Origin of the sequence: Pedobacter cryoconitis, assembly GCF_001590605.1 — a bacterium.
Lineage (GTDB): Bacteria > Bacteroidota > Bacteroidia > Sphingobacteriales > Sphingobacteriaceae > Pedobacter > Pedobacter cryoconitis_A.
In genome coordinates this window covers 4,195,490-4,210,141 of record NZ_CP014504.1, presented here as the reverse complement: position 1 = coordinate 4,210,141, position 14,652 = coordinate 4,195,490, and the positions used below count along the sequence as shown (strand labels likewise).

Annotated in this window: 11 protein-coding genes; 3 read left to right on the top strand and 8 right to left on the bottom strand. The window is 33.1% G+C overall.

Annotation, left to right across the window (positions count from 1 at the left end; genetic code table 11):
- Nucleotides 1-13 precede the first annotated feature (13 nt).
- The 6 genes from AY601_RS17485 to AY601_RS17460 form a co-directional block, all read right to left on the bottom strand.
- Entirely contained in the window at nucleotides 14-475 is a 462-nt protein-coding gene (locus tag AY601_RS17485) for a hypothetical protein (RefSeq protein ID WP_068403381.1), read from the bottom strand.
- 125 nt (nucleotides 476-600) lie between these two features.
- Nucleotides 601-1,035, bottom strand: coding sequence for a cysteine peptidase family C39 domain-containing protein (locus AY601_RS17480; RefSeq protein ID WP_068403379.1), 435 nt, complete (start codon nucleotides 1,033-1,035; stop codon nucleotides 601-603).
- A 10-nt stretch (nucleotides 1,036-1,045) separates the two neighbouring features.
- Entirely contained in the window at nucleotides 1,046-2,353 is a 1,308-nt protein-coding gene (locus AY601_RS17475) for a condensation domain-containing protein (protein ID WP_068403377.1), read from the bottom strand.
- 25 nt (nucleotides 2,354-2,378) lie between these two features.
- Nucleotides 2,379-3,719, bottom strand: coding sequence for a glycosyltransferase (locus AY601_RS17470; RefSeq protein ID WP_068403375.1), 1,341 nt, complete (start codon nucleotides 3,717-3,719; stop codon nucleotides 2,379-2,381).
- Nucleotides 3,712-5,799 (bottom strand): cysteine peptidase family C39 domain-containing protein, encoded by a 2,088-nt coding sequence (locus AY601_RS17465; RefSeq protein WP_068403373.1) that lies wholly within the window; start codon nucleotides 5,797-5,799, stop codon nucleotides 3,712-3,714. Before AY601_RS17465 ends, AY601_RS17470 begins: the two co-directional genes overlap by 8 nt.
- Before the next feature lie 17 nt (nucleotides 5,800-5,816).
- A complete protein-coding gene (locus AY601_RS17460) occupies nucleotides 5,817-5,996 on the bottom strand; it encodes a hypothetical protein (protein WP_068403371.1) in 180 nt (59 codons plus the stop codon).
- Between the two features lie 391 nt (nucleotides 5,997-6,387).
- On the opposite strand from AY601_RS17460, the gene AY601_RS17455 reads away from it, so the two are divergent.
- From AY601_RS17455 to AY601_RS17445, 3 genes are all read left to right on the top strand, one after another.
- A complete protein-coding gene (locus AY601_RS17455) occupies nucleotides 6,388-7,134 on the top strand; it encodes a glycosyltransferase family 2 protein (protein WP_157287995.1) in 747 nt (248 codons plus the stop codon).
- A 161-nt stretch (nucleotides 7,135-7,295) separates the two neighbouring features.
- Nucleotides 7,296-8,963, top strand: a complete 1,668-nt coding sequence (locus AY601_RS17450; RefSeq protein WP_068403367.1) for an ABC transporter ATP-binding protein — start codon at nucleotides 7,296-7,298, stop codon at nucleotides 8,961-8,963.
- A gap of 8 nt (nucleotides 8,964-8,971) precedes the next feature.
- Nucleotides 8,972-10,810 (top strand): hypothetical protein, encoded by a 1,839-nt coding sequence (locus AY601_RS17445; RefSeq protein ID WP_068403365.1) that lies wholly within the window; start codon nucleotides 8,972-8,974, stop codon nucleotides 10,808-10,810.
- On the opposite strand, the gene AY601_RS17440 is transcribed toward AY601_RS17445, so the two are convergent.
- A complete protein-coding gene (locus tag AY601_RS17440; protein ID WP_068403363.1) occupies nucleotides 10,779-12,239 on the bottom strand; it encodes a condensation domain-containing protein in 1,461 nt (486 codons plus the stop codon). The two genes, AY601_RS17445 and AY601_RS17440, sit on opposite strands and share 32 nt — an antisense overlap.
- Nucleotides 12,214-14,622 (bottom strand): outer membrane beta-barrel family protein, encoded by a 2,409-nt coding sequence (locus AY601_RS17435; protein WP_068403361.1) that lies wholly within the window; start codon nucleotides 14,620-14,622, stop codon nucleotides 12,214-12,216. Before AY601_RS17435 ends, AY601_RS17440 begins: the two co-directional genes overlap by 26 nt.
- Nucleotides 14,623-14,652 lie beyond the last annotated feature (30 nt).

Sequence of the window (14,652 nt, the reverse complement as noted above, 5' to 3'; positions counted from 1 at the left end):
TTCAAAACGTTTCTTATTTACAGGCTACTGGTGATAAGGTAATATCCCCGTATTTTAAGCCCGCTAAATTGGTAAATACTGTTCTGCCATCTGCTTCCTGCGTTGGGCCGTAACCTTCTAACAACTGGTCTCCTTTTTTGACGAAAGCGATTTGTCTATAAGAGGTTGATCCTTCAGATTGAAAAGTATAATCTGCAATGATGGTATCTCCTTTAATTATTCCTGTGATAGTGCCGGCATTTTTATCTTTCTCATAAAAATTATAGTTTAAATTGCCTGCTACTGCATTTCCTGTGGTAATTAAGGAAAGAGAAACAGTGTCTTTATTTTTAATATAGGCATAGCATACTTTTGCTTTGGAAGCATTGGTATCTGGGGTTGTGGCCAGGCTATCTACTTTTTGTGCTGTAGTTTTATTCGTGCAAGCAGCCATAAAACCCGTTAATATTGTTAATAATAAACATATTTTTTTCATGGCAGTATAGGTATATTTTATAAAATTACGATTTCTTCCTGCAAAATCACGAGTATTGAATAAATTTTGTAATGCAGCTTAGTTAATGCTTCTTTTACAGTTAGTGATGTTAAACTCAATAATGGTTAAGATCTTGGTTCTAAAAGTATGATCCATTCTTCCTTTTCTGAGTCTTTATACAGTCCGGAAAAATCTTTTATATCCATCATTAATAATCCCGTATTTGGATCTGCAAAATTGACATAGCCATCAGTTATATTGTAAATGACTACATAATGATTACTTTTCCATAGCATGATACAAGGGAGAATTGCTTTTTCTAATAAAGAAAAATAGGTTGCACTTACTACCAGTGATTTGAAATTCAGTAAATTAAGGGATTTAACGACATTGTAAATGGAAATCCCTTCGGGATCCATTTGCACAAGTTCTCTTAAGTACTCAAAGGTGATTTGTTTTCCATAAAATTCGGAGACCATTTTTAAACAGGACAAAGCGCATTCATTGTCTTGTTGTTGTTTATAGAAAGGGTAAGGAAGGGGAGTCGCATTTTTATACATAGACAGATGCTTAGAAGAGTGTTAAAAAACTTTGCATATTTAATCTCCACAAGGTATTGAAATCATCAATAAAACTTTTGGTATGTACTTGTTCGTTAAATAAAATTCTATAGCTCATAAAACCATTTGTGTCTACACTAAGTTCGAAATTTGCATTATGTGCCCTCACATAATCATAACTGATTTCCACAAGGTCTTCTACGGGATCATCTTCATTTACAACATTTAAAGGAGTGTAATTTACCAGCATATTGCAATTTGAGAATAAACCACCGACATCGATATCAAACATTTGATAATTGTAAATAGCATGTGCTTTATACGTTTTAAATAATTCCATCTGCACTTTTGAAAGAAGATCAGCTCCTTCTAAAACAGAAAGTATGTTGGTCATATAAAAATCTCCTGAGAAATCACCGATTTGCCGTAATGCATATTTACTGTTTTTATAATCCATTAAAAATTGGAAATAATAGCCGTTTGTATAAAACTCATTCATGGCTTTTAAATAGGAAGCTACAACCACAGTATATAAACTAAACTTATGACATTTGATTCCCCTATAGTTTGGAATCATCAAATAAGATGACAGCTGGCAAAATACAGATCCTTCAGGTTTTTTTTTAGGCGTGTGTAGAAAGTATTTTCTGTGGTCAAAAGTCTTAACCGTTATAGAATTGATAAAAGACTGATTATCTCTCAGGTCGACAGCTAACCCGTTTGCTTTAACCATTCCAGGTATAATTGCATTAAGTTTATTTTTATGAAAATCATATTCAGCTAAAAAGCCTTTGCGTAATCTCGATACTTGATTTAATACATAATCTTCAAAAGAATGTAGCTGGATAATAGCAGAATTATCTTTGTATAGTGTTATGAAATCCTCTTTTAATATGCCAAGAGCTGCGGTGTTACCGATAATATGGTTGATAAACAGGATAATTACGTAATTGTCTTCAAATTCATAAACAACTCCATAAAACAGTCTTTTGTTATTTACAGGATATTTATTCAATACCCTTATTCTTTGCGTAACTATTCTCTCTAATTCATCTCCTTGCTCAACAATTTCAAATTCAAGCTGAAACTGTTCTTTATCCATAGGAAGCACATTTCTATATAAACAACTATCCTGATAAATAAGCAAAGAGCGTAGAATTTCTCTTTGGTGTATTAAGGAATGCCAGGCCTTCTCCACTCTGAGACGATCTTTATTTCTTATTCCAATACCTATATGTAAATACTCGCTGCCCAGCCGGTCGTAAAGCTCAAATGCAGCAATTTGTTTTGGACTTACTAAATGATTTGCATTGCTCATAGATTTTTAATTATTCTTATGCTCATTATACGATAGGATCATATTGATCAATTAGATTTAAGATTAATTCTTCTTCATTGTATTTGTTGTCGATGTTGAACCTGATAATTTCCATGTTATTTCTGTAATCATTTGTGCCAAGCAGTCTCTCGATTTTATTTTTGATCATTTTAACAGAATCTTTTTTTAGTTCTCCATAAAGTCCAATCTTTTTGGTCATGATCTTTCTCGCATTTCCGATCTGATCAATGTCTACTGGGTAAACCAGAAGCGGGATGCCAATAGCAATACTTTCTTTAACAGAATTCAGACCACCATGAGTGATGAATACCTTTGAATTTTCCAGCATCCACAATTGAGGAACATAGGAAAAGATGTGGATATTTGATAGTTGTTTCAAGTGTTCCTCCTCCCATTTCTTTTTTCCTAAAGAAAAAATAAAATCAAAATCAGGTAGTTGTGCTGCTACTGCATTAAGTTTTTTCATCAGAGAAAATATGTCACGTGAGCGGTGTTCACCAAATACAGTACCGAATGATATATATATGACGGGTCTTTCCTTTGAGACAATAGCTTTTAAACGATCGTCAATACACATATCAACGCGGCTTTTATCTACAAAAAGTCCGAGATAATGATGGTTCTCATATTGAGGAATTTTAAAGTACTCCAGCTCAATAGGTGAAGTTAATAAGCTGGGAATATTCTTGAAGATAATGTCAAAGAAATTTGATTTGTCTATCTGATAATGGGCAGGCAGCCCTTCAGCTTTTATTTTTCTATTTAAAACAGAGTATTCATCCTGTCCGAGATATAAAATCTTATCGAAAATCTGTCTCATGTTTTTGGATGCTACCCTCAGAAAATGTTCGAAACGGACACTGATTTTCTGATCTGGCATTGATCTGCTGTTTAAATAAGGGTGGTTGGCGCTTCCGATGCTGGATAGCATGGTTTCCAGGTAAAAAAATTTGATGCGTAACATTCTTATTTTCTGATATAATAAGAGGAAGTCAGTACCTGCAAAGGTATCAGCAATGATTACGTTTGGCTTAATTGTATCAACAGCAGTATTTAATTCACCTTTTCTAAGGTCATAAAATAAAGTACTGCATTTGTTTTTAAGTTTATCGAAATAATCATAATCAATTTCCATCTGTTTGGCAAAGGAAATATCGGCATCGACACCAAATGGAAAGGTATCTGAACTGTAAAAGTGGAAATTGTTGTTGTTGACATGACTATAAAAGTCCTTCGGCATAAAATAAAATACCTCATAGCCGTTATTCTTCAGGATCTTAGCAATTTTAAATGAAGCATTGAGGTGGCTCAGGGAAGGGTATTGTATGATCAGTACTTTATTCATAACTGCCTGGCTTATTTTTTTCTGAGTTTTCTTTCAGGCAGAATGTTGTATCAGGGTTAATTTTGGCTAATACAATTACAATTATATCATCCTTTATTCTGTCTAAGAAGTCATTTAATGCATCCTGATTGTACTCTTCTATTCCTAAAAACACCTCGTCTATGATCAGTAACCCGGCACCCCGGTAGAGCGCTCTGGCGATGGCAATGATGATTTTATCCCGGATCTCTAATTCATACCCCGAAGTACCAATAATAGTTGCCAGAGACTCTGGAAATCGCTTGACATAATTATCTAAACCATATTTAAATATAAAATTTAATACTGCTTCCTGAATGTGGTTCACATCACTGAAAGCAATATTACCAGCTATAGAATCATTAAAAATAAAGGGTTCGGAAAGCACTACTGCAATAGATTTTTTTCTGATATCTAATTCGATTTCCTGATATCTGACCACATTATTAACGATAATCTCAAAATTTTCTGATGTTTTAAATTGGTCAAAAGCACTCACTAAATCCAATCTTTGAGCCATATCATCAAAATGAAAATAATTTACTTTTCCTTTTAGTGCTTTAAAATAATGGGTGTCGTTTCCAAGTGTATAGATTTCGACGGACTCCAGATCTTGTAAATGGAGAGAAGGGCTCTTTTTTTGAGCTTTAACCGGTGGGGCTTGCAGATCGAAATTGGCGTTAAAATGAGCTGTTTTTATTTCATGGTATTTTAAAAGGCCTGAGGATAGGTTGTTTAGTGTAAAAGAAAATAGCAGTGCTAATGCCATTAATGCTAAAAACTGACCTGGCAAGAGTTCACCACTCTGTAAATACAATAGATTTATAATAAGAATGGAGAATAATACAGAGAAAAATGCGAGCCCTTTAATGATGTCAAATTTATTCTGTAACTTTTTCAAATTATAAAGCTGATCCAGGTAATCATAATTTCTTTTATTTGCTTTGAGAAGAAATTCACTTTCACGATTTGAAGTCTTGATAGTACTCATGCTTTCGAGCATGGTATTAAAACTGCTGACCAGTGCAGCCCTATGCATAGAAAGTTTGAGCTGTTTATTTGTAATACCACCTTTCATTTTATCTGTTATAAGATAGATAATCAATGTTAATGCGAATAGACAACTTACTGTTTGCAACGAAATAAGGGATAAATAAGAGCTGATGATAAGAAGTATTACTGTAGCAGAAAAGGAGAGATGCAGCAAGGTGAAAAGCTGAATTTTGCTGGCTGTGATATCTAAGTATCTACTTAATAAACTTTCATTAACTCTCTCTCTTAAAATGCCTGTTGAAGAATTGAAAATATTTGCAGTGAAATTATTGAGTTGATTGCTGAAATGCAGATGGGTGGTTACATTTTTTAGATTCTTATGAAGTATCTCTGAAAACAGAATAGTCAGCATCAGTGCGGAAATTGTAATTAAAGTTTTGATAGGTAGCGCATTGTTATGTGGCCAAAGATCAATGAGAGATATGACAATGAAAAATAGTATAATCCCCGCTGCAACCTTAATCACATTTGCCAGAACTGACAAAATAAACAATGGCCATTTACCTGTTATGGAATCCAGTATCCATTTCCATGTTTTTTTTCTTTCCAGAGCAGCTGATGACCGGCTGACCAGATCCATTGACAAAAAGATTTTAGAAAGCCATAATTGTTCGAGCTCTGCTTTGGGAAGAGAAAGCATTCCTTTCATAGGGTGATAGAGCATATAAGAAATACCGGTTTTATGCGAAATAACTTTACATAACACCATGTAACTGTTATCACCAAGCTCTGGTTCATTGACGACAAGGATAACAGGATGAAGAATTGAATCCAGGGCATCAAAACCAGCCTGCCAGCACTCTACATCAAAACCTGTGGTTTTGGCCAGCCTTAACAGGTCTTTTATAGAATCTGAATCTTTTTGACGGTTAGCATTAGTGACAAATCTTTGTTGACTAGCAAAGCCATTATAGTAACGTAAGAGCCATAAAATACAGGCATCTCCAGCTTCTGACTTATTTTTTACGACAAAACTTATTCTTTTCCATTTTCTTTTGATTCGAGCCATTTAAGTCCTTAAATAAATCATCTTCCATAAATAGCTTTAAACCAAGGACTCCAGTCTATTGTGTCTTCATCAACAATTCTATTCTGTAGAACTATTTCATTAATGTTCAGTAGTTTCTTGTCTTCCTTCATATCTTCTGTATTCTGAATTAACTCTTTAAAGTCTTCTAGCGATAATTTAATTTTTAAATCTTCCATATTAACTTAGTTTATATTTAGTTGTTTATCTGGTATCTGTTCAGACTAAATCAGGTTGTTGTTAAGGTAATCAATTGACTGCTTTTAAGAAACAATTTTAAGTGTATTATTTTAGTGACTAAATTGGTTATTTCAGCCTTAAGAGTAGTTAAAACTGAAAATCAGATTAGATGAAATTGAACTCTTATTGACTTTACCATTTTGATTGTCCTGCTGGTTAATTTTAATTCAAATTAATTTTATAAAGTTTTGATATGTTATATTGTTTTAAAATATTTAATTTTTAAGGATATTTTATTTAAATATCAATAGTCTAATGTAAAAATATTTTCTTAAACTTGAACTAGGTTTTAAAAGTTATATACAGATTTAAAAAATGATTACAGTTATTATGACAATTTGGAGGCGTAATAATATAGAAGAGCAAATTCGCGCGCTCTTATCTCAGACAATTGTTCCAACTGCTATCTGGATTTACCATTGTGAATCTAATGTATTGCCCGATTTCACTTTATGTGACAAGTTTCCTCTAGTCAAATACCAGATGAATACAGATGACCTTGGATATTTTGGGAGATTTAGCCTGGCGCTTCATGTAAAGACTCCTTATGTATACATTTTAGACGATGATGTGATTCCATCTGCCGGCTGGCTGGAGAACTGCATGAAGTTATGTTTGGCAAAGAATAGTATCATCTCGGCTACGGGAAGAATTGTTCCCAAAGACAATTTTAAACCTGAAAGACCCAAAGGCCGGAAAAAGCAATACATTCGGAAATATTTTGTTGGAGATAATTATGACGAATATGCTGAGAATTATTCTGTAGCCAATACTAATGTGGATTTTGGCTGTAACAGTTGGTTTTTTAAGTCAGAATGGCTCACTTATTTTTGGGGTATCAGACCCTTTACAACGACTACGGGAGAAGATATACATCTTTCCGTTTCTTGCCTTTTATTGGGTGGAATTAAAACTATGGTTCCTTTACAGGATGTAATAAATGTTTCTGGAAATATAAGGAAACATTATGGCTATGATGATTTTGCTACCTGGAAAAAGAAGGGTTTTATAGAAGAGCGGGAGAATCTTTTTAAGTATTGGATTGAAAACCGGGGATGGAAGCCAATGAACTGGTAGACATCGACCAGGAATGTTTTGTGAAATTCTTGTGATAAGAATTGTCATATATTGAAATGTATTGTTGTACCAGGTATTTGATTGACCAGCAGACTATAGCGCTATTCGAGTGTTTCTATGGTTTTGCATTAAAATTCAGCCTGTAAAATCAATTGATTAGCATGAATAAGCAAATGACTTCCCGAAATTTAATAAAAAAGTTCTCTAAATATTTCAGACCTTATATAGCTTGGGAAATTTCTTTGATATTGTTGTTAATCATCAGTAGCATAGGTTCTCTGGCAACACCTTATGCCTTAAAAATAATTATTGATGACATCTTTCCTCATGGTAATCTGGATGATTTAGTTGTATTACTTTCTGTATTAGTGGGGATTTATATAATCAGGATTGTTTCAACCATCTTTAGTGATATTATTCAAGTCAAAATAAGTCAGAAAATTGTATCAGATATCAGGCATGACATGCTGCATAATTTATTCAACAGACCTGTAAACTTTTACAAACATGTTAATTCGGGGGAAATTTTATACATTTTCATGAATGATGTACAAAACATTCAAAATGCACTATCGTCACTGATTATACTGCTTTTGAATGATGGTTTAACGTTAATCGGAATAGTAGTGATGCTGGGAATTCTTAATCTAAAACTAACGCTGATTAGTCTGTTATGTCTTCCGGTAATTTTATATAGTTTAAAAAAATTCACACCTCTCCTTCAGGCAAGTTTCATGAAAGTACAGCACATGGAAGAAAAGTTAAATGTTTTTTTTATTGAGCGTATTAAGAACATTCGTGTGATTAAAAGCTTCAATACTTTATTTTATGAGCTTCAGAAACTATCGAAAATTCAATCAGGGTTACTTGGTGCTTATTTAACAAGTGTTAAAGTTTCAAGTCTGAATAGTAATATCATTACTTTTTTTGTTGCCATAGGGCCTATTATAGTCTTGATTATGGGAGGAAAGGACGTATTTAAAGGAGCAATGACCATTGGGGCATTAATTGCTTTCATTCAATATTTGAATCGATTATACGCGCCTACAATCAATATTATGAAAAGTTATGATCAATTGACTAAAGCCCTGGTGTCTATGGAAAGAGTAATAGAGTATATAGGTGTAGAACAAAAGACAATTGAGGCAGGGAAAGTTGAAGCAAATAGTTTAGAAAAACTTGAAACGCTAACTTTAAATAATCTTTCATTAAATTTTGAAGGAAAAAAGGTGCTTGAAAATGTTGATATGACCTTTGAAATAGGTAAGATCTATGGGATAATTGGCCCAAGTGGATCTGGGAAGAGTTCAATTATCAATTTGCTTTGTGGATTTCTTGAACCAAATGAAGGTGAAATTGTTGTAAATCAAACTGTTAAAATAAAAGAGATTCGGGATTGGACTTCACATGTGGGATTAATTGAAAAGGAAAACCAGTTATTTAGTGGGAATATCCTGGAGAACTTACTTTATGGAAATTTTTCTGCTTCGAGAGAGGACATTGATTTTGCAATAGAATGCGGAAGGTTTAAGGGAGTGCTGGAAGATTTAGAGTTAGGAGAAAATACGCTTATTAATGATAATGGCTCAATTCTTTCTGACGGACAAAAGCAACGTATTTCTATTGTAAGAGCTCTTCTGAAAAGACCGTCATTGATTATTTTTGATGAAGCGACTTCAAGCCTGGATTCAAAATTAGAGATGGAAATTATAGAGAAATTAAAACTGTACTATAAGGATTCAATTATTATTATTATTACTCATCGTCTTTCATCAGTTAAGTCTTTTGATCATGTTTATGATATCTCAAAAGAGTTATACATTAATTAAAAAGATCAATGGAACAAATCAACGACATTTCAGCTTTCCAATGTTTAAAGGATCAGGATTTTAGCAAAATTAAATTCGGTAATTTTAATCTTTTGATTATTAATAACCTTCTTGATCAAATTGTCAATGAAAATATTGAGCATAAAATGATCAGTCAGATCTATATGATCTGTTATGTTTTTAAAAATTCGATTGATACTAACCAGCAGTATAAAATACATCTGTGCAGTGCAGAGAGCTTTAATTATAGTTCGATGTGGAAGACAGATTCTCAACTTCCGGGCTTTATTGATGAGTTTATCTATGAAGAGTCATGGGAAAATGTTGACTTTACTGTATATGATTTTATTCTTTGTCATCCATTATATGAAAAGGTTGTGCTGGATCATATTCAGGAAAATTATTTGTTTGAGTTTTTGAATGGAAATAACTTTCCCAGATTGTTCTCTTTAGTTGATACTTCTTCAACTGATCTGATCCCTGTTTTTTTGCCTTATGTAACTTCGCTCATTGATGCGCTTTACCCATCATTTGATAGGAATAAATTAGAGGGAATAGCGAAGTTTAAAAAAGCAGTTAATACAGATTATACTGGTTTTGATTTGCCTAAACAAGAAGAAAAATTTGTTGACCTTATTAAAAATATTTCTATTACTAACATCAATCATCCGGGTCATACTTTTAATAGGATTTTATTGATTGATGATCATAAAAGGAGCTTTTACATCGGAGATTCGTGTTTTTGGCTTCAAAACATCAATATCAATATTAAAAAGGTTTTTCCGGATGGATCAATTACGGTGATTTGCAGAGATCAAAGAAAGATCAATTTTTTTAATAAGATTTTCGGACTCTCCCTCGATGAGAACTTAAGTTTTAAATATGCAAAGTGGGACGATGTTAACTTCCGTGATTACGATATTATTCTTTATGATAGTGATTTGACTATTCGTTTTTTGTCTTATGTGAAAGAGAATTATGAAAGTAAATTTGAAGGTACTCCAATGTTTAATTATTCTAATAAAAATGGCAATGAAATAGAATGGTATTCAGATTTACATTATAAGTTGTTTTTTGAGAATAGACAACCCAGAACAGACTTAATCAGTAATATAAAAGCAGCAAAGTCTAGCAGTGAGTCCGAAATTAAGATACAGAAACAAGAAAGATTGAATGCTGCGCTATGGCTTAGGTCACATAGCGTTAAAAAAGGAGAGAAGATAGTTGTCTTAATTTTTAATAGCAGTTCCCCCTATAAGATGCTCAATCCTGAAATACAGATTGATCTGATCAATAATATGGCACTTCATACAGTCGCCAAAATTCTTCTTTTCGATGAAAAGGGTGTTGGCTTGATGGAAACATTAAAAAACAGGTTATCCAGCGTAGCAATGGATAAAATTGTTGTTGCAACTCAAACCGGAATCCGGATGGATATGAGTTTATTATGTGATGACGCTGTTATTGCAATTATTAGTCCTTGTACCGGGATGATGCATCTGGCAAATGGCATATTCCGTTATTTGAGAAAAAACAAGATTATAGAAAAAAAAAACATTCCATTGATGCTTGTATATACCGGTAATTTTATGGATTTTGACATTGCCTATCACCCGAATAATTGGTGGTTTAATTCGCAAGTTAAATGTGCTGTTCTGGTGAAATCTGATGATGGTTTTGAGCTGGTAAAACTCAATAAAGTTCCTTCTGGATATGCTGAATACAATTCAATATCTCAACCTTTAAAGCAAATGTCTGTTCAGCACCTGTTTGGATTTCTGAAGAAAAATTATCCTGAATTAAGTTCTGGGTTGTTCACAGAAGGCTTTCTGAATCAGAGAAATTAAAATGACTTTTAAGTTCTCTGATAGTTATATCCGGATTTTGGATTACTGCTGTCAGGATTTTTTTATGAACTAAAGCCATCCATTCTATAAACCCGGAAGGGAAAATAGACGTATTATAATACCAGGTGCAATTATATCCATCTTCGGTTTGTGTTACCTCATAGGTTAACATATAAAGTGAACTCCCATTGATGCGATGTCCTTCTGAAAAAGCAGTTTTATTTGGTTTCCCAATAATGCCTTTATGCTGGAAGTTTAAATAGGCAGTACAATTAGTTCTTAGGAGCTGTGCGTTGAGATCAAGACTTTCGTAATTCGTAATTGCATGGCGATAGGATTTAATGAAATCAGTATACGTTCTGGTTAAAAATTTAGAGAATTGCTGATCTTCATTTAACTCACTTCTGAGGTAAATTCCCGCATCGAAATTGGCAATTACAGAAGAAATTCCGGGAGTGGATGCTCTTAAAGATACAGGCGAAGCTATGAGTACTCTTTCCTGGTTATCAATAAGATAAAAGAGAATGAACAATGAGGTATACAATGAGGAGCTGATACCTGTTTGATAATGTAAGGAAATATTTTCTAAGCCGTCATAAAAGACTTTGTCCAGGTACAGGCCAAATTCTGCTGTTAAACCATTTTCGAGTGCATCGAAAATGGATATATTATCTTTGATTTTAGGACAGTTAATTGTATGTCCTGTAGAACGCGTATATTTATCGAAAGCGAAACCCCAATCAATTACTCTGGATAAACTGCCTATCCTGTCGTTCCAAAATTTCTTATAACTTTCCTTTTTACTGGTGAAAATTCTGTTCTGATGTTTAATATAATCCTTAAGCTGGATTTTTAAGTCTTGTAGCTGTAATTCCTGATTACTTACATATGACTTGTAAAATGAATTAATCTCATCTTTTAACAAGCTTAATGATGGAACATCTGCTATGATATGGTTGAGAAATAATTTAAATAGATAAGTTTCATCAGGTAAATGAAAAATATACATTTTCAGTAAGGGAACTGTATGAAGATCATCCAGACATTTGTTGCCCTTTTCCGTAATTGAATTGATCGTATGGTCTTGACTTTCAAGTCTTTTTATCTCATGAATTTCAATTTTAAAATTGTCCTCATCATAAGGCGCAATTTTTTGAATCAGCTGATCCCCGCAGAGCCCGAAAGAAGTACGCAGACTTTCATGTCTTTTGATAATTGAGGCGATAGATTTTTCAAGAGCGGGGATGTTGATTCCCTGTTTTACAAATTTGAGGGCTAAGTGTTCTGTTGCTTTGCCTATCGTTTTGTTCTTGTGTTGAATTAACCAGGATTGTAACTGAGCATCTGATGCTTCGTATACTTCTTCTTTCATGATCGATTGTCTTGATTCGGTTAATATGTCATTATAGCCTGCTTTTTTCTTCGTCATTATTTAGTTCTTTTGAGATTTCCGTAATCTTCTTTTTTCCCCTGGAGAAAGTGTAGGAGATGCCAATGGCTATAGATCTTGTTGAGAGTGTTCTTCGTATATTTCTTCGAAATGTTGTTTCATTTACATCATATCCAATTCTTGTCAGATTAAATGGATCATTCAGATTTAAATTGACGGATAGCTTGTCATTCAAAAAAGATTTTTTGAATGCAAAATTTATTTTGCCTTGAGGTAATAAGTCATAGATACTAAAGAAATTGTTGTAGACATAATTGCCATTAACTTCAGCATAATATCCATTCTTCAGTGAGAATCTATTAGTGATAAATATATTAGGAGAAAGTTTTGCATAAGATTTTTCCTGATTTTTTACATAGATACAGGTATAAGTTATGCTGCCATAAGGTGCAATCTCCCACCAGGAGGTTGGCTTTATGGTGGTACTATATGATAACCCTAATTTCTGCTCATTATTTAGATTGGCATAAGATTCTATGATAACCCTGTTTTCGGCAGAATAAGAAGTATTAATAATATTCCTTGTATTGGTATAAAATAAGGTGAAATTATGAATTGAATTTTTGATATAATTAAACTCGAAGGTATGTGTAAAATAGGGTACTAAATAAGGGTTACCCCTGGAAACATTATAAGGATCGGATACATCTTCGAAAGGATTCAGCGTATTGTAAGAAGGTCTGACAATTTTCCTGGAGTAGGCAAATGAAAATACATGCTCCTGACTTGGTTTTGCCTGTACAAATAGAGAGGGAAAGAAGTCCCATCGTTTATTATCCAGAAACTTTAGTGCACCAATGCTACTGTTAGGTGCAGTGCTTTTTCCATTATAGCTGGTGTACTCACCCCGCAAACCTAATTTGTAACTCCAGATTTTTAAAGTTTTGGAAAAGGTCCCAAATAAGCCAAATATTTTTTCATTATAAACGAAAGCATTTGATCTTTGCTCATTTAAGATTTGACCAGGAGGACTACCATCATAGTAGGTGATCTGATTATCAGTGTGAGAATAATTGTATTTAGCACCTAATTGTAAACTTATATCTTTTTTTAGTGTCTTTATGATGCTGATGCTTCCTGTTGACAGGTCTATCTCGGTAGGATTAATGAATTTTAAATATTGTGGCTCTCTGATTTCAGTATTGTTCCCATAAAAAAAAGTATTGGCTAGGTCTGAAGTCATTATATTCCTGTAGCCCACATAACTATAAGTCATATCGATTTTACTTCCAAGCGAATCTAAATTGATGCGGTATAAAAAATTTGCCTGTCGATTTTTTAATAAGATGTATTTATTGTTTTTGGTAAGAAAAAATGAATCTACGGTATTCGATTTAATAGAAGAATAGGTGTCATTTATAGCATTGGTAATAGAAGAGGCATTAATAATCATTGATTGATAATCTACTGAAATCAGCTGATTTTTAGAAAGTACATAGTCAATCCCAAAAGTGAAATTATTTAAATGAACATAGTTATCTAAATATTTGTTTGATTGTACTGAACGTATACCGGTATCGTAATATAACTGATCCTGATTGTCATCGGAAAAGCTTTTTCCTGTGAAATAATTATAATTCAATTTTAAATTGAACTTCCCTGTCTTGTAGTTTAGCAGGATGCCATTGTTAAACTGTCCGTATCGTGTTTGTTCAAAACCTGATGTAAGTGTTGAAGTTAATCCATATTTTGTATTCTTTTTTAAAGTAATGTTGATGATTACTCCAGTGCTGTTTCCTTCATATTCTGCACCTGAAACAGTTCTGATTTCATAGGTTTTAATGTCTTCAGATGGTATAGATTTAAGATAACGCATTAAGTCGTCACCTTGCAAGTAGAGTTTTCTATCGTCAATATATACTAAAACCGATCGCTGACCACCATAATTTATGCCCATTTTGTCTGTCACCACACCAGGGATCACATTAAACAGGCTATATCCATTTTCTGCATGTTGGTAAACACTATTCTCAATATTTATAATTGTTTTATCAAGGCTTTTGGTCATAAATGGTTTTTTTGAAACAATTTTCACCTCCTTTAATACTAAAGTATCAGCTTGAAGGTTAAAATTATAAGTCAAATCACCTGACAAAGAGATTCTTTTGTTTTGAGATCTGAATCCTGAACTGGAAATAATTAGGATAAAATCATTTTTCTGGAGATTCTGGAAACTAAATCTTCCATCTTGATTACTGTTTATCCCCTTAATTAATGTGCTGTCTTTAGCATTTCTAAGGATTACAGTAGCCTGCCTGACGGGAGTTCCATTACTGATAACCTGGCCTGATAAATTAAAGCTTTGTGCAGATAACGTACAGGAGAAGCAAATAAAAAAAAATAGAAAGTAAAGGCTCTTCATTGATTATTGGTCAGATACGGGCTATTAAGT